The sequence below is a fragment of the Trinickia dabaoshanensis genome (assembly GCF_002879885.1).
GTDB classification, from domain to species: domain Bacteria; phylum Pseudomonadota; class Gammaproteobacteria; order Burkholderiales; family Burkholderiaceae; genus Trinickia; species Trinickia dabaoshanensis.
Window position 1 is genome coordinate 25,174 of sequence record NZ_PNYA01000014.1, and the last position, 20,299, is coordinate 45,472.

Here is a 20,299-nt window from a genome sequence, read left to right on the forward strand (position 1 = left end):
GCGCCGCTCTCCAGATGTTCCTGCTGCGCGGTCCTTTTGCCTGAGAGTTTCCGGGGCGGTTGCTCCGTCGGCGTCGTTCCTCTCGAACGATCTCTCCCGTGCAGCATGGTGGAACGCGCTTAGACTAGCCGCGCTCGATAAAGTCGGCAAGCGTTTTTTTAAATCCGATTTATCGAGCCTTCGCGCGAAGCGCCGGCGCGGTAAGGACCTCGCGCGTCACTTGCACCGTATCGAGCGCCGACAAAAAATCGGCCGCATCGAAGATCTCGCCGAGACTCGCGACACCCCCCTTCGTCGAATGCATTCCCCTGAGCAAACGCTCGGCCGCTTCGACGACGATCGGCGCGCTGACCGCGTAAATGTCGCAGCCCGTTGCGCGGATGCGGCGTAGCTCGCCACTTTGCGCGACCACCACGTCCATCACGAATTGCTGGGCGGAGCGGCCCAATTCGTCGTCGGCTTTCGGCGGCGGCGTGTTCGGATCGCGAAGCTCGCGCAAGGCCGAGGTAGCGAACCAAGATTCGATCGTATCGGCGCGCAGATGCCGGGATACGGTCATCACTTCGGTGAACGGAAGCATCACGACCTCTTGCGCGCCCATGTCCTCACCGAACGACCATACCCCTTCCTGTACCGGCTGCGGCAATGCGGTGAGCTTTGCGCCTCGTTGAATCATGCGCGTCGCGCGGTTGCGTTCGCCCGTCACGCGCGTGCCGCGCGTCGGATGCCAACTGTCGAGACCGACGGCGATATCCGCACGATCGATCGGCGCTTGCGGGTTTGCCGCCGCCGTCACGAGCAGGTCGGCCAGGCCGCCATAAAACGCCGCGGCGGGAATCAGCGTGACCCCGGCCGCGCGGGCACGCGCATCGCGCTGCTCGACGAGCGACTGAAACGCCGGCTGTTCGGCGGTCACGTCGAGATACGGAATCCCCGCACGCAGCGCCGCATCGGCTATCGGCAACGCCGTATCGAGGAACGGCCCCGCGCAGTTGATGACCGCATCCGTGCCGCGAAGCGCGGCGTCGAGTTGAGCGCTGTCGTCGATCGAGGCAACGCGCCACGGTGCCTCGTCGTGCGCAGCGCGTTCACTTAGCCGGCCCGCATCCCTTCCCACCCGAACCACGCCATGGCCGCGCCGCTTCAGTTCATCGACCACGAAGCGGCCCGTGTGCCCCGCCGCGCCGTATACCGCAACCGTGATTCGCTCCGTCATGATCCGTCTCCTCGTTGGAATGTTCGACTTTATAGTACAGATCTGTAGCGTCGTCAATACAGATCTGTAGCGTCAACGAAACCGACCTGTATCGAATCGAGCGTGGCACGCCACGCGGTGCTATCATCGCCGCCACTGCTTGAGATGCAAAACGACAGAGGTTGAACGCAATGAAGAAGGGAGAATCCGCTCAAAGCCCCGTCCTCGATACGCGTGAGCGAATCCTGCGAACGGCTAGCGAACTCTTCTATCGGGAGGGCACGCGCGCGGTGGGCGTCGACCTGATCGTGGCACAGTCGGGCGTGGCGAAGACAAGCCTGTATCGCCATTTCGCAACGAAGGACGACCTGATCGAAGCCTTTCTTCTGCGAGAGGACGAAGACTTCTGGCGGCACTGGGACACCGTGGCCGCCGAGCATAAAGGCGCGCCTCGCGAGGAGTTGGACGCGCAGCTTCAATGGCTGGGTGAGCGCATCGCCCGCCCCGGTTATCGCGGCTGCCCGCAGATCAACATCGCCGCCGAGTACGCCGACGACAAACACCCGGCTCGCAAGGTCGCCGTCGCGCACAAGAAGGAGATGCGCCGGCGCCTAGCCGAGCTCGCGCGCGCGATGCGCCTCGACGATCCCGAAACGTTCGCGCTGCGGCTGGGCACGATCATCGACGGCGCGCTGAGCAGCGGGCGCGCGCTTCATGCGCACGGGCCCGCTCGTTTTTTGCAGGAGCTGGCGCAGATGCTGATTCCCAAGAAAGGCAGGAAGTGAGGCAGGCATTGCGCCTGCGCATCGCAGTTGTATCTAACTCAGCAAGGCAACGGCATCCTCGCCGGCTGCGAGGCGCATCGGGCACGATGCATCGTTCGCTGCGCGCCACACGGCCTCGGCAACGTCGATCGAGCGCGTGATCGCCGTCGATTGCTCCCACTCCTTGAAAATGCGCTGCGCCAAATCGGCATACGGCTCCGGGAATCCGTTGCGCATCCGCGGCTGGGCGTTTTCGCCGAAACGCGTCTCCGGCGCACGGCCGGGCAGCACCAAGGTCGCCCTGACATTGAACGGTGCGAGTTCGAGCGCGAGCGATTCCGTGAACGCATTGACTGCCGCCTTGCTCGCCGTATAGACCGACAGCAACGGCAGAGACCGCAGCGTGACGCTCGACGTGACGTTGACGATGACCCCCGCTTTTCGCTGCCGGAACTGAGGAAGGAAAGCTTGCGTCATCGCAATGGTTCCGAGCGTGTTCGTTTCGAACACTTCACGCGCGATCTCCATCGACGTGCCCTCCAGCGCATTGAGCACCCCGATCCCGGCGTTGTTGACGAGGACATCGATCGGCCCCGCCGCTTCCACGACACGGCGGATACTTTCGGCGTTCGCGACGTCGAGCGGAAGGACGCGCAAATTTTCGGAAGGCGGCAATGCGTCCTCGCGCGGCGTACGCATGGTGGCCACGACCTTCCAATCGCGCGCGAGAAAATAGCGCGCTATTTCGAGGCCGAAACCGGACGAGCAACCCGTGATCAAAACGGTTTTCATGAAACGTTCAACTCCTATCAATCGTTAGCGGTAGCTGAACGATAGGCGCTGCCAACCGGATTCGCTACAATCGAACGTCCAAGTTTCATTTGCGATAGTCCAGTCATGGTCGATCCACTCTCCGAAGTCGTGACGCTGCTCCAACCGAGGGCATCCGTTTCGAAAGTCGTGAATGGCTCGGGCCGGTGGCGCGTTCGCCGGTACCGTGCGCCAGAGCCCCTCTATTTCGTCATCGTCGAGGGGATGTGCACGCTGACCGTCGATGAACGCGCCCCGATCGAGCTACAAGCGGACGACTTCGTACTCATTCCCTCGTCGTCGAGCCTGACGATGACGAGCCTCGAGCCGCCGCTATCCGACGACTTGAACAGCCCACCCACGGTGCTGCCCAATGGCGAGCTCAGTCTCGGCACCGAAGGCGCCTCTCCCGACGTGCGATATTTGGTCGGCCATTGCATCTTCGGGTCGCCCGACGCCGCCTTACTGATCTCCCTGCTGCCACGGTTCGTTCATATACGCGGCGAACGACGGTTGACCACGCTCGTTCAACTCGTGGTCGATGAATTTCGATCGGCCCGCCCCGCGCGCGACGTCGTGTTGGGTCGGTTGCTCGACGTACTATTCATCGAGGCGTTTCGATCGAGCACCGGTGCCGCGCTATCGCCGGGATTGTTGCGCGGGCTCGGCGACGATCGGCTGGCCGCGGCCATCCGCGCCATGCACGCCAGCCCGACACACGCATGGACCGTTGCTCAACTGGCGAAGCAAGCCGCGCTATCGCGCTCGTCGTTCTTCGACAGATTCACGCGCGCGGTGGGGATGGCGCCGATGGAGTACTTGCACGCCTGGCGCATGGCGATGGCCAAGAAGATGTTGCTGCATAACGAAGGAAGCGTCGCGGAAGTGGCGGAGCGTGTCGGCTACGGCTCGGCGAGCGCGTTCAGCGTTGCGTTCGCTCGCTTCGTCGGATTGCCGCCGTCGCAATACGCGCAAGCGCGGATGGCAACGGAGCAATGATCGCGTCGAGCGAACCTATCGGCCGAAGTTCGAATCAGTCCGCAAAGATCAGAGAGCGATGGGCCGCGACGCCCGCCGCCACACCCGATGCCGATGCAAACGTTGCGTTCGTCATCGCCGTGGATGCATCGCCCGCTACATAGACACCGGGCACGCTCGACTCTTTCCACTCGCCGACGCGAACCACGGGGCCCAAGGGCCCCTCGTCGATGGCGCACCCCAGTTGGCGAGCAAGGTCGCTGGCCAATTCCGTGCGCGCGCCGACGAACAGCGCGTCGAGCGGGACTTCACGCCCGTCGATCAGACGCAAGGCGCTCATGCCCGGTGCGTCGCCTAATATCTCGGCCACCGGCGTCGTTTCGATCGTCACGCCACGCGCACGCAACTGCGCGGCCTCTTGTTCAGTAGGCACGACAATGCCTTGCGTGAACCAGGTGGTAGGCCCCCAATCCGGGATCAACATCGCTTGATGAAACGAGAGCGGATGCGTGGCAAGCACGCCAAGCCGCCGGTCACGCACTTCGTATCCGTGGCAGTAAGGGCAATGCAGCACGCTCACGCCCCAGCGTGGAACGAGGCCGGGCAACGCCTCCGGCAGTTCGTCGCGGATGCCGGTGGCTAGGATCAACCGTCTGGCTCGCGCGTCGGAGCCATCGGCAAGCTCGACCTCGAAACCATCCGCCACGCTATGCGCCCGCTTCGCCTCGCCCTTGACCAGCGATACGGTGGGGTATTGGAGCAATTGACGCGTGGCGGCCGCCACGACCTCCGACGGCGAGATCCCATCCTGACCGAAGAAACCGTGCGCATGCGAAGCGAAGCGATTCCGTGGCTGCCCCGCATCGATCAATCGAACGCGGCGCCGAGCACGCGCGAGTTGCATCGCGGCGGAGAGCCCCGCGAAACTGCCGCCGACGACGATGACATCGTAGTGTTCTTGCATGTCTGCATTCCCGCATCAAAGAGGAAGGACGAGGCGCGCTACTCGGGCAATGCGCACCCTCTCACGAAACATCACGAGTTACATGATAGGCCGGATGATATCATCACGCAACTTTTGATGTTTCGAGAGAGCGTTGCCGAGATGAGAACGGATAGCCGGTTGTCCCGCCTATTGCATGCGCTGCTGCACATGGAGCATGCCGAGCGGCCTTTGACGTCGGATGCGATGGCCGAGATGCTTTGCACCAATCCCGTGGTGGTGCGCCGGCTGCTCTCGGGCTTGCGCGAGAGCGGTTATGTCCAATCGGAAAAAGGGCATGGCGGCGGGTGGGTGCTGACGGTGCCGCTCGACGACATCACCCTCTTGGACGTCTATCGCAGCGCCGGTGAGCCCGCGCTATTTTCGACGCTCGTGACCGAGGACGACCCGCAATGTCTCGTCGAGCAAGCCGTGAACGCGCATCTCGCGGCCACGGTGCGGGAAGCGGAAAAAGCGTTGCTCGCAAAGCTCGGCAAGGTGACGTTGGGCGACTTGTCGCGAGAGATCAAGAAGAAGGGCAAGCGGATGAATCCGTCGCGCGCTTAACGCTTCGTCGCTTCGTCCCTTCGTCTCGTGCGGACGCTCGCTCAATCCTGCGCGGGTCCATCCGTCGGCATTCCAAGCTCTGCGGCCATTCGTTCCACGAGCGCCCGCAGTTGCACCACTTCGGCGGCCAACCGTTTTTGCTCCGCTTTCAACGCCTCGAGTTCGGCCGGCGCGATCGACTCTTGCCCCGATTCCCGCGCAATCGTCAGCGCTTCGATGTCGACCTCGCCGCACATCAAATGCGTCCAGCGATTTTCGCGTTCCCCCGGCGCACAAGGCAGCTTGACCACCAGCGCGGGCGTGCGCGCGGCGAGTTCGTCGAGGAAGGCCTCGACCGACGAGTTATCGGCGAACCCGTGCAAACGGGCGGCATTCATCCGCAATTCGGCGGCCGTTTGCGGGCCTCTCAACAGCAGCACCGTCAGCAGCGCGGCGGATTGGCTCGGAATGCCCAACACGCGATTCATGTTGTGCTCGAAGCGCGTCACGCGGCTGCTGCTGGCCTCCATGACAAGACTCAAACGCTTCAGGCCGTCGATTGCGCTTTGTACGTCGGGCTCCGTCACGCTCATGACCGGCGAGCGCGCCGTTTTCTGATTGCAGCCCGCCGTCAGCGCGTTCAGCGACAACGGGTAGGTATCGGGAACCGTGTGCTGCTTTTCAACGAGCACGCCAAGGACACGGGCTTCGAGGGGAGTGAGCTCACGCAGAGGTTGAGTCATGAGGCGACGGCTTACGGTGGAGATGGGTGGATATGATATCCCGGCGGCAGCCCGCGCTCACCGATGCGACATGCATCGGCAACGCGCCAGGCTACTTCGCCGCCCAGACCACGTCGCCATCGACGGAATAAAGGCGGCAACCGGTGTGTCCGTTCGCGCACCGCGCCAAGGCGTCGTCGATCGGATCGATGCCGGACGCCGCGCCCCATGCGCCGTCCGGCGCAATCGCGAACGCGCGCGGCCGGTGCCCCGCGAGATATCGCGTGTAGGCATGACGTCCGTCGGCGCGCAGATACGGGACGGCTTTGACGTCCTGGAGCGGCGCAAAGTGTGTGGGAGGCGGAGCCGAGTCCTGGCGCGGCCATACGACGGTGTCGTCGACCGCATAGAGTTGGCAATACTTCGAGCGCGACCAACATTGCCGCATCGCGCCGCGCGCCGGATCGAAACTACCGGAAACCCACGCGCCATCGGTACTGCCGATCGCCAGCGCTTTAGGCGCCGGCGCGCTTAGATAGGTGGCGTACAGTCCGGCTTTTTGCGCGTCGTTGAGGTACGGCACCGCGTTCGCATTGCCGATCGTTGCATATCCACTAGGCTTCGGCTCGGGACGAGGCAGATATTCCGTATCGACTTGCCCGCTCGGCATGCCGATGCTCGCCAAAAACGCGTCGGCTTTGGCGACCCAGAGCGGAAGGCCCGCTCCGGAAGCCGTCATCGCGTGAGCGTCTTGCTGGAATGGCCCGTAATCGACCAATTCGGCTCGCGCTCCCCCGCCCGTATAGCGATCGTACATACCGCGCCACGTGGACACCGGGAAAATCTTGTCGTTATCCCCGTAGAACCAAATCGATGGGAGTCGCGTGTGCGCGCCCAATTCGGCGGCGGCCGAAATGAGGCTCGCGTCGGGCTGCTTGCAATCGGATTCTTTGACGCCGCCCGCGAAATTGAGCAAGCCTTTTACATCGGGAGGGTTGCTCGCGCCGAACACCAGCGTGTTCCATCCGCCCATGCTTTTGCCCGCCACGACGATCTTGGTCGTATCGATGCCCGGCAGATCTTTCACGGCGTCGAGGGCTTTACGGATATCTTTAGCGGCGTCGCCGCCGATGGCGAGCACGTCGCACCCGTGCGACATCGTATGGCCATAGGAGTGCGCATAGCCACGCATCATCGGCATGGCGACGGCATAACCTCGCGACAGGAAATACCACGGAATGAATGGGTCGCCCACGCGCGGTGCGTTGGCGGGATCGTGCGACGCCCCGTGATTGATCAGTGCGAGCGGGAAAAATCCGCCGCCCGCGGAGTGAGCCGGCATATAGACCGTCACCTCCAGACTGATCGGCGGTGACGCCTGAACCGGCACACGGATGATGCGCTCGTTCATCGGTGCCTCGGGTTCGTCGATGTTCTCACCCGATGACAGCGCGATCCGCGGTAGTGCCGTAAGTAAAACGAAGACGCCTAAAACGAGGGGAACCCGGTACCGACTACGTTGCGCCATGTGTCCGTTTCTTGTTCATTGGAGGATCGGCTGGGCGTCGCTCTCTCGACATCGCACCAGCACGCCCTGGTCAACGGCAAATCCATGTAAAACTTTAGCGGCGGCACAGACCAGCGGATGAATGCCGGCGTCGAGAGGCGATCAGGCACAATGTGGGAACCATGCGATTCACGTGCCTTGCCCGGGTTGCATCGAACTTCGTCTACGACGGGGGCCATCAAGAATGGCAGTGCGGTGCGTTTCGAGTGCGTGGATGTGTTCGAATTCGATGAAGACGGCGCGATCGCCAAGATGACGATCGTCTACGATACCTACCCCATTCACAGCACGGTGGGCGATAAGTACGCGTAGAGGGTATCGCGCCCCTCGCGCCATGGAGAGGTGAAGTGACGATAACGGAGAATGACCTCGCGCATCGCATCGACAGCTCCGTGCCCGCGTTCGGTCGGGACGGCCGAAACGCCGGCCTGGACGCATTGCGCGCGTTCACCACGCTCCTAGTGGTGTTTCACCATTGCGCCATCACCTATGGCGCAATCGGGGGTTGGTATTACCACGAAATCGCGCCCGCTCGGACTGTCGAGTCCATCGCTCTCATCCTGTTTTGCACGGTCAACCAGGCCTTTTTCATGGGCTTGTTCTTTCTCTTGGCGGGCTATTACACATTGCCGTCGCTCGCCGCGAAGGGCCCCGTTCGCTTTCTCGCGGAGCGCTTCGCAAGACTAGGACTACCGCTGCTGTTTTACGGATGGGTCCTCGGACCCGCCACGATTGCATTGGAGCGAACGCGCGGCGGGGCTTCGTTCGGTGCGACGTTCAAAGAGCTGCTCATTGGGGGAACATTCGACTCCGGACCGATGTGGTTCGCTCAAGCGTTGCTGATTTTCACTACGCTGCTGACTGTCGGCCTCGCCTTCGGCCTTTGGCGTCGCCGCGATTGGCGATTTACGCTGCATGCAATGTCATTCCCAACCAATTCAATGCTGGCTGGAGCCGCGTTGGTCACGGGCGGCGCAGCATTGCTTCTGAGAATCAAATGGCCGGTCGGCGTGAACGTTTGGGGGCTTCAACTCGGATACTTCGCCAGCTATGTCGTTCTTTTCGCTGCTGGATTCGTTGCTGCGAATTCCCGATTGCTGGAGTGCCTGCCTGAAAAGGAAACGACACTTTGGTGGCGCATCGCTCTGCTGACGATGCCGCTTCTACCGCTCGCTTACTTCATCCCTGGGCTCCCAACGAGATGGCATCGCGTTTGGACCGAGGCCGTCTACGCGCTATGGGAGCCGTTCGTCGCGTGGGGCGTCATCATGTTTCTGCTCCAACACTTTCAACGCAGATACACGAAGCTGCACGCCTTCGGTCAACGTCTAACGAAGCGGGCCTACACGATTTATATCGTGCATCCTCCGGTCCTGGTAGGGATCGCGCTGCTATGGAAAGACGTGCATGTCGATCAATTGATCAAGTTCGCGGTGACCGGTTCGCTAAGCTGCGTCGTGTGTTACTTGATCGCGGGCGCGATTCTTCGCATTCCGGGAACGAAACGCATTCTCTGAGATCGGCTCCGCCGGAGATCGAAGCGAGTATACCCATACGCACTTCAACATGATTATTTGGCGGCCACGGCTTTTAGCGGATCGCCGCTGACATGCGTCCCCCGCCGAGCAGCCGAATCGCAATTGCGATCGCCAGCGCCAGAAAGCCGGCGACCGTCAACGCCGAAGCGAATCCGCTAGCAAATCCGGCCCGCGCGATCGGCGCCAGCGCCCGCTGTAAATCGGGGGCGAGCCGAGAAAACGCATGGCTCAAATCGCCCGCCAGCAAGTCGGACATAAATCGCGCATCCACACACGCATCGCCAGCCTTTTGGCAATGCATCGCGCTATCGATTGAAACGCGCGTCCGCGAAGCCAGTACGGCACCGAGCACGCCGACCGACGTAACGATCGCCGTAAAGCGGGTTGTCGTACTGATGCCCGATGCCATGCCGGTACGGTTCGGCGGAACGCACGCCATGATGGCTTTTTGCGTATCGCCATTCAACACGCCCGCCCCCAAGCCCGTGACGATCATGGCAAGGGCCACGTAAGGGTATTGTGCGGACGGCGCAACAGCAGCCGTCAGCAGGTTACCGATGCCGACGAGCCCCAACCCCAGAGAAAGCGTCGAAGTGGGTCCGCTCAACTGCCGCCCAAGCCGCGCACCGAGAAATGGGCCGACGATCATCGAAACGGCGAACGGCAACATCCCGAACCCCGCGCGCGTCGGCGCCCATTGAAACGCATTTTGCAAGTACAGCGGCAAGAACGTCATCATCACCTGCGCGCAGGCCGCGTAACCGAACATTCCCAGCACGGCCGCAACGAAGCGCGCCCTCATGAATAGCGATAAGTCGATCACCGCGTGAGCCAGTCGTCTCTCGACCTTGACGAATGCCCCGATCAACAGCACGCACATCGCGAAGCGCGACGCGGTTGCCGCGCTCTGCCATCCGGCGTCCTGCGCGCCGATAAGCGCCCAGATGCCGAACGCGAGTCCGGTGCCGAACAGCACGCTACCGGCGAAGTCCGTGCGCAGTGCGTGTGGGTTCCGCGACTCCGGCACCGCGCGGGCCGTGCACATCATCAACACGGCGCACACGGGCAGATTGAGCAAAAAGATCCAGCGCCAACCGGCCCATTGCGTGATTACGCCTCCGACGAGCGGCGCGACGGTGGTCGTGATGCCCATGGCCATGCCCCAAATCGCCCATGCCCGCGCACGCTCGAGCGGCCCCGGAAACGCGTTGGCAATCACGGCTAGCGCAGCGGTCAGTAGCATCGATGCCCCGATTCCCTTTACCGCACGCGAAATGTTCAAAACGGCGACGCTCGGGGCCAGGCCGCAACCGAGCGAGGCAAGCGAGAACAGGCATAACCCGAACATCATCAGCTTTTTGCGCCCGTAGCGGTCGGCGATCCCTCCCATCGGCAACAGGCACGATGCGAACGAGACCATGTAGGCGCTGACCACCCACTCGAGATCCGCGAATCCCGCGTGCAGCGACCGTGCGATCGACGGCAATGAAACGGCGACGATGTTCGTATCGAGCGAAATCAGCCCGCATGTCGCGCACGCGGTGGCCAGCAGGAAGCCCTTTCGAAGAGCAGGCGTAACCGGTTGCACCGTCGCACGAGCCGTGGCCCCGGCCGCCGGGTCATGCGCCTGCGCTTCTATCGTTTCTTGAACCACATCGCTATCGATCGACATTTCGCCTCTTCCTCGACTTCATAGTCGGATCGAATGCTAGCGCCGTTACTGTTTAGAATCGATAGCACGAAACATCACATTGATTCATTATCGGATGAACAAAATGACACTTGAATTGCGTCATCTTCGCTGCATCCTCGCGGTTGCCCGCCACTTGCATTTCGCCCGTGCGGCGGATGAACTCGGGCTTCCGCCTCCCTCTTTGACGAAGCAAATCCAAGACGCCGAACGCTTGCTCGGGTTTCGGTTGTTTCATCGGACGCGCCGCGCTGTCTCGCTGACCGCAGCAGGCGAAGCCTATATTCCGCAGGCGGCCGCGGTGCTGGCACAACTCGAGCGAGCGCACGAGTTGGGGCTGCTCGCCGAACGCGGACAGTTGGGACGAATCCGGATCGGATATGTCGCTTCCGCCGCGTTCGCCGATGTCATGCGCGGCACGGTCGCGAAATTCCGCCAACTGCATCCGCGCATCGAGGTAGCGCTGTTGGAGGTTCCGATGAGTGAGATTCCGGCTCGCGTGGTCGAAGGCGAGCTCGACGTAGCGTATGTGAGGCCCCCGATGTCATATCCGGAAGACTTACAGGCCCTGCGCGTGCATCGGGACGAATTCGTCATCGCGCTCCCGGAGGACTCGGCGCTCACGACGTTGGGAGCAATCGCCGCGCACCAGTTGCGCGGCGCTCGCTTTGCCGTGCCGGAGCAAGAGTTCGGCACCTTGGAGGTGGCGAGGCGCGGACGCTTTGCGCCGCTCATCGATTCGCGTCCCGGCCCTTTGGTCGCCGTGTTGGCGAGCGTATCGCTCGGCAATTGCGTAGCCGTGGTGCCGGGTACGCTTTGCCATTGTGTCGCGCTACCGGGCGTCGTCTATCGCCCTCTCGCGGGCAAACCGGTTCCGTCAGAAATCGCGCTTTTATACCGCAAGCATGAGCGCTCGGCGGCAGTGCGCGCGTTTTTAAGGCATGCTCGCGAATCGCAGGCGAAAGACGCTTGATGTGCGGCCGCTTAGCAATTCGTCACAACATACCGCGCTGCCACGCTTCGCGAGAGCACGAGATCGGCGTTCAGCAGATCGTTTCCGTCCAGCTTCTCGCGCACCGCGGCCTCGTCCATCCCGTACCCGCGCCAACGTGCCGCTAAACGCTCGACCAACACGTCGCGCGGCACCTCGAGCATGACGGTGACGTCGAAGAATCGGCGCAGCGGCGCCCAGGCCGGATCGTCGAGCAATAGATAATTGCCCTCGACCAATATGAGCCGTGCCGAGGCGGGAACGATCCGCGCACCCGCGCGCGCGATCTCCAGCGACCGATCGAAGATGGGAACGGCGATGTCCTTGCCGCTATCGGCACTCAGCCGCTCGAGCATCGACTCGAGCCCGCCCACGTCGAACGTATGCGGCGCGCCTTTGCGGGCCCGATCGCCGCGCGCCTCCAACACCCAATCGTCGAAGTGATAGCCGTCCATCGCGAGCACGCAAGCGAAGCCGGGCCGGTCCCGATTGAGACCATCGCGCAGCGTTTCGACAAACGTACTTTTACCCGAGCCCGGCGCACCGGCGATCGCAACGACCTTGCGCCGTTCGACATCCATCTCCAACAGATGTCCAATCAACTGCTCAAGATCGACACGATCTTGATTACGCGATGTGCTATCCAAAGCAAACGACTCCGTTCAACGCGGCGCAAGGTCCGCTTTCTCGATCACTCCAGACAATAGCAGAAACCGCCCGGTGCAATCAGGGCCACCGCAACCACGTGCCCTTCTCGACGCTGCCCACATTCGATCGATAACGCGTTCTTCGAACGCTTGCGGGCCGCGCTCGATCGTAAGACACGCGCGATCGCGTGCTAAAGTAACCGCTCGTTAGCGGCACGACTCGGGCGACAAAACGATGAGCGGAGATTGCAAGCTTGACCGGATCGATCTACGGATCCTTTCGCAACTTCAAAGGCGTGGACGGATCACGAACGTCGAACTCGCCGATGCCGTCGGCTTATCGCCGAGCCCCTGTTTGATTCGAGTCAAGCGCCTGGAGAAGGCCGGCTATATCGTCGGCTACGGCGCGCAGATTCAACTCGAGAAACTAGGCGACGTTCAAATCGTCTTCACGGAAGTCACGCTCGCCGATCACCGCCGTGAGGATTTCATCCGCTTCGTGGCCGCGATCAAAGACGTCGATGAAATCATCGAATGCCATCTGGCCAGCGGCGGATACGACTATCTGCTCAAGTTCGTGACCCGCAGCGTCAGCCACTATCAAAGCGTGATCGAAGGCTTGCTCGAACGTGATATCGGCATCGAAAAGTATTTCAGCTACGTCATCATCAAATCGCCTTTTGTTAAAACGCACTATCCGCTGGAGGTGCTGTTTCCGCAGCAGTAAAGCGTTCTCATTCGTGTGCGAGCGAACCCCCGCGGGCACGCCATCCTTACGCCGCGCATACCTCGACACGATTTCTGCCGGCGCGCTTCGCGCGATAGAGCCCGCGATCGGCTTGCTCCACCAAGTCGCCCGGCGCTGCGGGCATTTGCGCCGTCGAAGTGGCCGCGCCGATCGAGATCGTCACTCGCCCCGCGGGCGAGTGCGGCGCTGAGATATCGAGCGTTTCCACGGTGCGGCGCAACGACTCCGCGATACCGCTTGCCGCAGCCGAATCGCAGTTCGGCAACACCACAACGAACTCCTCGCCACCGAAGCGCGCGACGAAGTCCCAAGGCCGCCTGAGCCCGCCTTGCAGCGCCGCCGCCACGGCTTGCAAGCAATCGTCGCCGGCGCGATGCCCAAAGTTGTCGTTGTATTGCTTGAAATAGTCGATGTCGATCATCAACAGCGAAAGCGGCTGCCCCGCATTGGCCGATACGCCAAGCAGTTCGGGATACTGCGTGTCGAAGTATTGGCGGTTGAAAGTTTTCGTCAACCCGTCGCGCAACGACGATTGGATCAACGATTCGTGCGCGCGATGCAAGTTTCGGTAGAGATGACTGATCTCGCGCAGCAACATGCCGAGCACGGCGCTCGACGCGCACACGGCCGCGATCCGCGCGGCATACCAGCCCACGCTGTAACGCGCCCCGGCATGGATTGTCAGCACGGCGTCCACCGAGCCGGCCAGCAGAGCGATCGCCAGCCAGAGTTCGAGCATCGTGCGCAGGCGCGTCGTCGCCACGATGCCGGCGAAGGTACCGGCATTGATACACACGACGGCCACGGCAATGGGGTTATCGGCCAACGCCCGATACGAGCTTCCGGCGATCAGGTCCGGCAGCCACGTCACGTGTTCGATACTGAGGTACGAAGCGGCGGCAGCGATGAGCGCGGCGCCTCCCATCAGCGAGGCGCCAATGAGACGTTTATATACTTTGCGCTGCGACCCGCGCGGAAACACACGGCGAAGCGCCAACGAAGCCGCAACGAGCGTTGGAAAACCGCCGTGCCAACATACCCAAATCCATACGGCCGATTGAGCGCCCGCCCCTAGCAATCCCGTAGGGGAAAAGACGCCGGGAAACGCGAGCATCTGGACCGCGACGGAGATGGCCGCGAACAAGTACGCGCCGCTCAAAGCCGCGTAGACCGGACGCCCCGATACCGAGTACTGCGTGTAGAGCAGATGGGCCGTCAGGCTTTCGGTCAAGAAAACAGCCATGCCGAACATCGGTAAGAACGCCTGAACGACGGCTGCTTGCCTACCGGCCAGCGGCCATACGAAGATGGCGCCGAGCACGAGAACGAGACCGAGGACGGCAGCGATGACGCGATGCCGTGACGTGGACGGCGCGTTGAGCAAATAACTTGTCGTCAAGATAGCGATCGCAATAAGAAGCGGTGCCTAAAAAAGCGCATCGATCCTATCACCGATCGCGTAGGCCACTCTATCCCGACGAACCCAGCCTCCACGATTCCCGCGGCGGCTCACACCTCGCCCTCATTCGCGGCGGTGCGGCCGAGCGGCCGCTTCGTTGACGCAGTCGACCCAGCCGCGGTAGAACGCGCGGTACTTCAGCACGAGTTTGTCGTACCTGCTGTACGCGCCGCCGCCGTCGGCCTTCATCCCGTTCCAGATCTTGACGTCGTACCCCGCGGCCTGCCGGGTCTGCAACCCGAACAGCACGAAGTCGATCGCACGGCGCAAAGGGCCGCCCGCCTTCTTGATCGAGATGAGCATGTGCATGACGTTCTTGCCGTCGCTCACCGGCGTCACGCACTGGAGCAGCTTGTATTTCGCGTCCCCGTCCAGAGCGACGGTCATGACACACCCGCCGGGGTAGCCGTCGAAGTGCAGGTTCATCTGCGACATACTCAAGCCCAGCGCGCGCGAGACCATCCCCATCGGCCCGAAGTACCGGTCCACGGTGAAGTCGATCCCGGCACCGAACCACGCGCCCGCCCGGGCCAGCGGCTCGAGTTCCGGCCATGGGCGCCAATCGTCGAATAGCTTGAGTTCGAAGGCCGAGATCGGAAGCTCGTGAACGGGGTTCGCGTGCTGCGCGTCGTAAAAGTTTTCGACGATCCGCAAGACCGCCGTCGTCGTCTCGAACGCGATGTGCAGGTGCATGAAGTCGTCGTTGTCGACGTCGGCCGCGGCGATTTCAGGCAGCGGGTGCAGCGGCTGCGGGGAGCCGTACCAGACCCACACATAGCCGTATCGCTCGGCGGTGACCAACGTCGGCTGGCGCGCCGCGCGCGGGACGGGCTCCAGCCGGCGCACCGCCGGACTGTGGCCCGGGATGTGAACGCACTGGCCGTGCTCGTCGTACCGCCAGTGATGAAACGGGCATTGGATGCATCCGTCCTTGACCCGCCCGTCGGCCAGGTTCGCGCCGAGGTGCGAGCAGTAGCGGTCCATTACGACGACCCGCCCCGTCGCGCCGCGCCACGCCACGCACGGACGGCCGAACAGCGTCAACTCCGTCGGCTTGTCCTTGAGGTCGTCCGAGCGCATCGCGACGTACCAGCTCGCGGCCAAGCGCGTGGTCGGGTCGTACGCCCCCGGGGAATGCTCCTTGGCGGCCACTTGATCGAATTGAACGTCGTCCATCGTTTTTGTTCCTTGGTGGGCCGGCTACTTCAGCGCCAAGCCGATGCGCGTCGTGACGTACGCTCTGAGCAGCGCGAACATCGGGTTGTAGTCGAAATACTTTTTCACCTCTGCCGGCGCACTGGTTTGCGTCCAGTGCAGCAGCTTCATCGCCGGCATGAGGCTGTACTTCGAGTTGTTGAGTTGCGGCTTGGTCCCGTTGATGCAGTACCCGAAGCCGAACATCGGCCTGGCGAACTCCCGTTCGTCGATGAGCGCATGAATCCGCGCCGCGGCCTCCTCGGCCGGCTTGCGCCCGGCACTCACGGCCTCGACCTCGGCTTTGGCATCGTTGAACAACTGGTAGTACCCCTCCATGTCCGCGCACAAGTACCCGAGGTACGGGGGATCGTCGTCGAGGTGATCGAGATCGCCCTCGTCACGCGACGCGCGGAACCTCGCGTGGGCTTGCACGAGCCGGAACTGCCCGAGGATCGTGCCGACCGCCCACAGCCTATGGAACGCGTCCCATAGGCGGAAGTCCGAGAACGCCGTGTAGCAGCAACTGACGAAGTCGTCGTTGTGGTCCAACAGCTTTTGCTGCAAGCGCTCGATGTACTCGAAGCGCTCGGGGGAGAAGTCGTCGTCGCGCAGCGCCTTGATCAGACGAGCCGCGAGCGCGTGGATCGTCACCGCGGTGTTCTCGAGCCCCCGGGAGAAGAGCGGGTCGATGAATCCGTTCGCGTGCAGCATCAAGCAATAGCGGTCGCCGACGCAGGTCTTCGACGAGAATTGCAGGCGGTCAGTCTTGACCCAGTCGCGCACCGGGATGGCGTCCTCGAACTGCGCCGCGATGCTCGGGAACCGCGCGAGGAACTCGTCGAATTCCTGCTGCGCGGAGATGTCCGTTTTCGGGTAGACACGCGGGTCGAGCTGCAGGCCGACGCTCACCAGGTTGTTGGTCGATCGAGGATGATTGTTGAACGGAATCACCCAGAGCCAACCGCCCTCGAACATGTGGTGCAACGTCCCCTCGTGCCAGCGCCAGCGCTGCCCTTTGACCTTGAAGATGTCGTCGAACGGCTTGACCCCGAGCATGTGCGTGTAGAGGCTGCGCGAGTGCGTCTTGAAGCGGCACGGCTCTTCGCGCAGCTTGAACTTGGTTGCGAGCGGCGCGCGAGGTCCTCCGCAGTCGATCATGTACCGGCCGGTGTAACGATCGCCCTGAGCCGTGGTCACCGCGACGCCGTCTTGGCCGGCGTGGTATTCGGTCACGCTCGTCTTCTGGCGAACCGTGCAGCCGTATTTAATGGCCGCTTGCAACAGGTAGGCATCGACGTCTTGCCGGAAATAATGGCTCTCCGGCCCCCACGGCAGCTCGGGAATGACGCACTGCGTGAACTCCTTCGGATCGTGCTCCTGACCGGGCTTGTGGAACACGAAGCCGAAGTTGCGCTTGATGCCCGTGCTCGACGCGACGTAACGCTGCGTCGCGTAGAACGAGGTGATGTGATCGAGCTCCGGAATGTCGTAGCGATCCGCGATGATGCGGTTCATCAGAGACGTCTCGGGGATCGACGATTCGCCGATCGTGAATCGCGGGTGCGACGACTCCTCGATGATCAGCACCCGGAACTGTTGTCTGGCCAGGATCGCCCCCATCTGCGTACCGGACATGCCCGAGCCGAGGATGATCACATCGAAGTGGTTGCTATCGTGCCCGTTCGCGGGGCTCTGTTGTGTCATGGGGCAAATTCTCCTTGTGAGATCGAACAGGTCGCCGCGCGCGTCGAGCCTCAAGGCCCGTCGAGCGCGGCACGCAAGCGAGACCGCGCGGCACGCGTGAGCGCGAGTAGATCGCCGAGCATGCTGGGCGCGTACCCCCCGCTGCCGATGGCGGGACCGCTTCGCCCGGCTTCGTACGCTCGCTCGGCCAATTTGAGGTGAGGCGCCCGGAAGCGCAGCAAAACGTCGAAGACCCGGTCGAGGGCCGCCAGCCCGGCCAAAACGGGTCCGCTCCGGGCATCGGCCGCTTGCGCCTCGGCGAGCGCACGGTCGACGAGCGCAGGCTCCCCGGCGAACCGAGCGTAGACGGCCCTGAACTCCGGAAGCACATAGGGCAAGTACGTCTCCTTGAATTCCCGATAATCCTGGTGGTCCGATTGCGAGCCCCACAGGACGTGCTCCAGTACGAACAGGGGCATTTCGACGGCACCGGGGCCGAGATAACTCTGCCCCCCGACTCGAATCGGCTCGTAGAAGGGGCGAAGCTCGTCGTAGAAGACCTGCACCGAGATGAAGCGGTAGGCGTAGACGATCGACTCGACCATCTTGTGGAGATAGGCCGCTAGCTCGTCGCACCCTTGCGCGTACGCGGGCGAGCGCAGGGGCACGTCGGTCAGATCGACCGTCAGCGCGATAGCCGCCTCGAGGGCCGCCATCGAGATGCGCACGCTCTCGAGCAAGTGCGCTTCGTCGGGAAGCCCCGTGTAGCTGCGCTGGGCGTCGGCCGCCGCGGGATTCCAGACCGTCACGTGCAAGAGCGTCTCGCGCGGCGGCAGGTCGGTCGCACGCGCCAAGTCGAGCAGCACCGGCTCGAGCCCTGGCACCACGTCCGCGGGCTCGTATCCGTGCCGCTTGAGCGACCCGAGGAAGAACCCGATGTCCCGCATCGCGGCGGCGGCTTCGACGAAGCCCCAGCCGGAGGGCACGCCGCGCGCCGGGAGGACCTCTCGCAACAGGCCGACGATGCCGGGCACGTCCTTTTTACGGTTCAGGCCCGGCAGCCGCAGAACGAACGCGCGCGCTCGCAGCGGATCGCAGGCCGCCACCTCGGCGTGCGTGGCCGCGAATACGCCTACCCGGTCAAGAGTGCGCTCCACTACAGGATTTCCGGCGCGGCGAGCGTCGGCCCCGGCTGATTGCGAGCGAGCCCCGCGCCGCCGTCACGCAGCGAACGCAGGTAATCGTAGTTCGTCGGCAAGCTCGTGCGCAGACGCTCGGCCTCGCGCCGGATACGGGCGAACATCGCCTCGGCCTTATCGATCGATTCCGGCCGGTGCCGCAAGAGCGGTAGCGACCGGTCGGGCAGCATGCCCAAGCCGGCGAAGATGCAGTAGTAGTTCCCGTTCAACCAGAAGTTCTTGAACTCGTAGTCGAAGGTCTCGTAGTAGGTGGAATCGTCGAACGACGTGGTGGTCAGCGGCAGCCCCGCCTTGTAGCGCTCCACCTTCTCCTTGATCGCGTCCGAGAGCCGCAGGTCGTGCCGGTTCGCGCGCCAGAACGGCGTGTCTTCGCGCGGCGTCATGAAATAGTGCGCCTGCACGAAATCCCGGCAGTCGTCGAACATGTGGACGATCTCGGCGTTGAACGCGTCGGTCAACCGAGCATCGAACGAGGTATCGGGAAAGTGTTTGACGAGTTGGTAAAGCGCCGCATAGATGAAGTAGATTCCCGTCGATTCCAGCGGCTCCAAAAAGCACGACGACAGCCCGATAGCAACGCAGTTGTTGACCCATGCCCGCCCATTGCGCCCGACCCGGAACTTGATCTGGTTGAGCGGCTGCTTGTCGGAGAGGCCCCAGAGGTCGAGGAAGTCCGCCGTGGCCTGGTCGCGCGAGGTGAACTTGCTCGAAAAGACGTAGCCGCTGCCGAACCTGCCGAGCATCGGAATCTTCCAGGTCCACCCCGAGTTCATGGCGATCGACGAGGTGTACGGCTCGACCCCGACGTGCGCATCGTCGTTGGGCACGGCGCTGGCAACCGCGCTATCGCACAGCAGGTAGTCGGACATGTCGATGAAGGGCTCCTTCAGCGCCTGATTGATCAACAGCCCCCGCATGCCGGAGCAATCGATGAACAGGTCCGCCTCCAGCGTCCGCCCCTCCTTGGTGGACAGACTGGAGATGAAGCCGCGGTCGTCGAGGTGAACCTGCACGACCTCGTCGACGACGCGGGTCACTCCGCGTTCGGTGGCCCAGCGCTTCAAGAAGTCGGCCACCAGGTGCGCATCGAAGTGCCACGCGTGGGACATCTGGCGGGTGCCGTCGGGCAGGCACGGGGCGAGGTTGCGGTCCAGCGCATCGGGCTGCGGGTAGCAGGCGTACTCCATCGGCTGCTTGAAGCCGTGTTCGCGCTTGCGCAGCCAGTAGTGGGTCAGCGGCACGCCGTCGCAGTTCGGCACGTTGCCGAACAAATGGTAGAAATGATCGTCGCGCGAGCCGTCGGGCGCTTTCCTCCAGTTCACGAACTTGATGGCGGCCTTGAACGCGCCGTTCACGTGGGGCATCCACTCGCGCTCCGGTATCCCGAGGAAGTCGAAGAACACCTTCTGCAAACTCGGGATGGTGGCCTCGCCCACGCCTATCCGCGGAATCGCCGCGGACTCGATGAGCGTGATGTTCGCCTGCTGTTCGAGCGCCCTGACGAGGTACGAGGCGGACATCCAGCCCGCCGTGCCGCCGCCCACGATGACGATATTCTTGATCGGTTTGCTCATAACCCTCTT

General features: G+C 62.9%; 18 protein-coding genes, 1 pseudogene and 1 riboswitch. Of the genes and pseudogenes, 7 read left to right on the forward strand and 12 right to left on the reverse strand.

All coding sequences use genetic code 11. The features are described 5' to 3' along the window. Positions 1-18 precede the first annotated feature (18 nt). Positions 19-109: riboswitch (glycine riboswitch) on the reverse strand. A gap of 60 nt (positions 110-169) precedes the next feature. Beyond that, positions 170-1,216: a saccharopine dehydrogenase family protein gene (locus C0Z18_RS16350; protein WP_102646471.1), complete on the reverse strand. Its 1,047-nt coding sequence runs from the start codon at positions 1,214-1,216 to the stop codon at positions 170-172. A gap of 170 nt (positions 1,217-1,386) precedes the next feature. On the opposite strand from C0Z18_RS16350, the gene C0Z18_RS16355 reads away from it, so the two are divergent. Then, positions 1,387-1,980: a TetR/AcrR family transcriptional regulator gene (locus C0Z18_RS16355; RefSeq protein ID WP_102646472.1), complete on the forward strand. Its 594-nt coding sequence runs from the start codon at positions 1,387-1,389 to the stop codon at positions 1,978-1,980. 33 nt (positions 1,981-2,013) lie between these two features. Here the strand turns inward: C0Z18_RS16355 and C0Z18_RS16360 are convergent, their stop codons facing one another. Beyond that, positions 2,014-2,751 (reverse strand): SDR family oxidoreductase, encoded by a 738-nt coding sequence (locus tag C0Z18_RS16360; RefSeq protein ID WP_102646473.1) that lies wholly within the window; start codon positions 2,749-2,751, stop codon positions 2,014-2,016. Positions 2,752-2,856: 105 nt separating this feature from the next. Here C0Z18_RS16360 and C0Z18_RS16365 point away from each other — a divergent pair, with 105 nt between their 5' ends. Further along, positions 2,857-3,768 (forward strand): AraC family transcriptional regulator, encoded by a 912-nt coding sequence (locus C0Z18_RS16365; protein WP_102646474.1) that lies wholly within the window; start codon positions 2,857-2,859, stop codon positions 3,766-3,768. Positions 3,769-3,802: 34 nt separating this feature from the next. On the opposite strand, the gene C0Z18_RS16370 is transcribed toward C0Z18_RS16365, so the two are convergent. Beyond that, complete coding sequence (locus tag C0Z18_RS16370) at positions 3,803-4,711, reverse strand: NAD(P)/FAD-dependent oxidoreductase (RefSeq protein ID WP_102646475.1); 909 nt, start codon at positions 4,709-4,711, stop codon at positions 3,803-3,805. Positions 4,712-4,852: 141 nt separating this feature from the next. Here C0Z18_RS16370 and C0Z18_RS16375 point away from each other — a divergent pair, with 141 nt between their 5' ends. Continuing rightward, positions 4,853-5,296 carry an RrF2 family transcriptional regulator gene (locus C0Z18_RS16375; RefSeq protein ID WP_102646571.1) on the forward strand — a complete coding sequence of 148 codons (444 nt, stop codon included), beginning with the start codon at positions 4,853-4,855 and terminating at the stop codon, positions 5,294-5,296. A gap of 41 nt (positions 5,297-5,337) precedes the next feature. On the opposite strand, the gene C0Z18_RS16380 is transcribed toward C0Z18_RS16375, so the two are convergent. Together C0Z18_RS16380 and C0Z18_RS16385 are read right to left on the reverse strand one after the other, a co-directional pair. Continuing rightward, positions 5,338-6,018, reverse strand: coding sequence for a YceH family protein (locus C0Z18_RS16380; RefSeq protein WP_102646476.1), 681 nt, complete (start codon positions 6,016-6,018; stop codon positions 5,338-5,340). 91 nt (positions 6,019-6,109) lie between these two features. Beyond that, positions 6,110-7,408, reverse strand: a complete 1,299-nt coding sequence (locus C0Z18_RS16385; protein ID WP_102646477.1) for a dienelactone hydrolase family protein — start codon at positions 7,406-7,408, stop codon at positions 6,110-6,112. Between the two features lie 299 nt (positions 7,409-7,707). On the opposite strand from C0Z18_RS16385, the pseudogene C0Z18_RS16390 reads away from it, so the two are divergent. Both C0Z18_RS16390 and C0Z18_RS16395 read left to right on the forward strand, forming a co-directional pair. After that, positions 7,708-7,876, forward strand: a pseudogene (locus C0Z18_RS16390) (nuclear transport factor 2 family protein); the annotation flags it as partial. Between the two features lie 35 nt (positions 7,877-7,911). After that, positions 7,912-9,081, forward strand: coding sequence for an acyltransferase family protein (locus C0Z18_RS16395; protein WP_233217334.1), 1,170 nt, complete (start codon positions 7,912-7,914; stop codon positions 9,079-9,081). 73 nt (positions 9,082-9,154) lie between these two features. Here the strand turns inward: C0Z18_RS16395 and C0Z18_RS16400 are convergent, their stop codons facing one another. Further along, on the reverse strand, positions 9,155-10,774 hold the full coding sequence (locus tag C0Z18_RS16400) for an MFS transporter (RefSeq protein WP_102646478.1): 1,620 nt from the start codon (positions 10,772-10,774) through the stop codon (positions 9,155-9,157). A gap of 103 nt (positions 10,775-10,877) precedes the next feature. On the opposite strand from C0Z18_RS16400, the gene C0Z18_RS16405 reads away from it, so the two are divergent. Beyond that, positions 10,878-11,765 carry a LysR family transcriptional regulator gene (locus C0Z18_RS16405; protein ID WP_408647021.1) on the forward strand — a complete coding sequence of 296 codons (888 nt, stop codon included), beginning with the start codon at positions 10,878-10,880 and terminating at the stop codon, positions 11,763-11,765. A gap of 11 nt (positions 11,766-11,776) precedes the next feature. Here the strand turns inward: C0Z18_RS16405 and C0Z18_RS16410 are convergent, their stop codons facing one another. Further along, positions 11,777-12,430, reverse strand: coding sequence for a nucleoside/nucleotide kinase family protein (locus tag C0Z18_RS16410; RefSeq protein ID WP_233217335.1), 654 nt, complete (start codon positions 12,428-12,430; stop codon positions 11,777-11,779). Positions 12,431-12,665: 235 nt separating this feature from the next. Here C0Z18_RS16410 and C0Z18_RS16415 point away from each other — a divergent pair, with 235 nt between their 5' ends. Further along, positions 12,666-13,157, forward strand: coding sequence for an Lrp/AsnC family transcriptional regulator (locus C0Z18_RS16415; protein WP_102646480.1), 492 nt, complete (start codon positions 12,666-12,668; stop codon positions 13,155-13,157). A 46-nt stretch (positions 13,158-13,203) separates the two neighbouring features. Here C0Z18_RS16415 and C0Z18_RS16420 read toward each other — a convergent pair whose 3' ends face one another. From C0Z18_RS16420 to C0Z18_RS16440, 5 genes are all read right to left on the reverse strand, one after another. Further along, positions 13,204-14,577 carry a sensor domain-containing diguanylate cyclase gene (locus tag C0Z18_RS16420; RefSeq protein WP_146014023.1) on the reverse strand — a complete coding sequence of 458 codons (1,374 nt, stop codon included), beginning with the start codon at positions 14,575-14,577 and terminating at the stop codon, positions 13,204-13,206. A gap of 123 nt (positions 14,578-14,700) precedes the next feature. After that, positions 14,701-15,813 carry a Rieske 2Fe-2S domain-containing protein gene (locus tag C0Z18_RS16425; protein ID WP_102646482.1) on the reverse strand — a complete coding sequence of 371 codons (1,113 nt, stop codon included), beginning with the start codon at positions 15,811-15,813 and terminating at the stop codon, positions 14,701-14,703. Positions 15,814-15,837: 24 nt separating this feature from the next. After that, on the reverse strand, positions 15,838-17,538 hold the full coding sequence (locus tag C0Z18_RS16430) for an NAD(P)/FAD-dependent oxidoreductase (RefSeq protein ID WP_102646483.1): 1,701 nt from the start codon (positions 17,536-17,538) through the stop codon (positions 15,838-15,840). A gap of 50 nt (positions 17,539-17,588) precedes the next feature. Next, positions 17,589-18,623: a monodechloroaminopyrrolnitrin synthase PrnB family protein gene (locus C0Z18_RS16435; RefSeq protein WP_199189473.1), complete on the reverse strand. Its 1,035-nt coding sequence runs from the start codon at positions 18,621-18,623 to the stop codon at positions 17,589-17,591. A gap of 50 nt (positions 18,624-18,673) precedes the next feature. Further along, entirely contained in the window at positions 18,674-20,290 is a 1,617-nt protein-coding gene (locus tag C0Z18_RS16440) for a tryptophan halogenase family protein (protein ID WP_102646485.1), read from the reverse strand. Positions 20,291-20,299: the final 9 nt, after the last annotated feature.

Excerpts from the sequence above, each read along its gene's own strand:
- C0Z18_RS16350 (WP_102646471.1), bottom strand. The coding sequence starts at position 1,216 with ATGACGGAGCGAATCACGGTTGCGGTATACGGCGCGGCGGGGCACACG.
- C0Z18_RS16355 (WP_102646472.1), top strand. The coding sequence starts at position 1,387 with ATGAAGAAGGGAGAATCCGCTCAAAGCCCCGTCCTCGATACGCGTGAG.
- C0Z18_RS16360 (WP_102646473.1), bottom strand. The coding sequence starts at position 2,751 with ATGAAAACCGTTTTGATCACGGGTTGCTCGTCCGGTTTCGGCCTCGAA.
- C0Z18_RS16365 (WP_102646474.1), top strand. The coding sequence starts at position 2,857 with ATGGTCGATCCACTCTCCGAAGTCGTGACGCTGCTCCAACCGAGGGCA.
- C0Z18_RS16370 (WP_102646475.1), bottom strand. The coding sequence starts at position 4,711 with ATGCAAGAACACTACGATGTCATCGTCGTCGGCGGCAGTTTCGCGGGG.
- C0Z18_RS16375 (WP_102646571.1), top strand. The coding sequence starts at position 4,853 with ATGAGAACGGATAGCCGGTTGTCCCGCCTATTGCATGCGCTGCTGCAC.
- C0Z18_RS16380 (WP_102646476.1), bottom strand. The coding sequence starts at position 6,018 with ATGACTCAACCTCTGCGTGAGCTCACTCCCCTCGAAGCCCGTGTCCTT.
- C0Z18_RS16385 (WP_102646477.1), bottom strand. The coding sequence starts at position 7,408 with ATGAACGAGCGCATCATCCGTGTGCCGGTTCAGGCGTCACCGCCGATC.
- C0Z18_RS16400 (WP_102646478.1), bottom strand. The coding sequence starts at position 10,774 with ATGTCGATCGATAGCGATGTGGTTCAAGAAACGATAGAAGCGCAGGCG.
- C0Z18_RS16405 (WP_408647021.1), top strand. The coding sequence starts at position 10,878 with ATGACACTTGAATTGCGTCATCTTCGCTGCATCCTCGCGGTTGCCCGC.
- C0Z18_RS16415 (WP_102646480.1), top strand. The coding sequence starts at position 12,666 with ATGAGCGGAGATTGCAAGCTTGACCGGATCGATCTACGGATCCTTTCG.
- C0Z18_RS16425 (WP_102646482.1), bottom strand. The coding sequence starts at position 15,813 with ATGGACGACGTTCAATTCGATCAAGTGGCCGCCAAGGAGCATTCCCCG.
- C0Z18_RS16430 (WP_102646483.1), bottom strand. The coding sequence starts at position 17,538 with ATGACACAACAGAGCCCCGCGAACGGGCACGATAGCAACCACTTCGAT.
- C0Z18_RS16440 (WP_102646485.1), bottom strand. The coding sequence starts at position 20,290 with ATGAGCAAACCGATCAAGAATATCGTCATCGTGGGCGGCGGCACGGCG.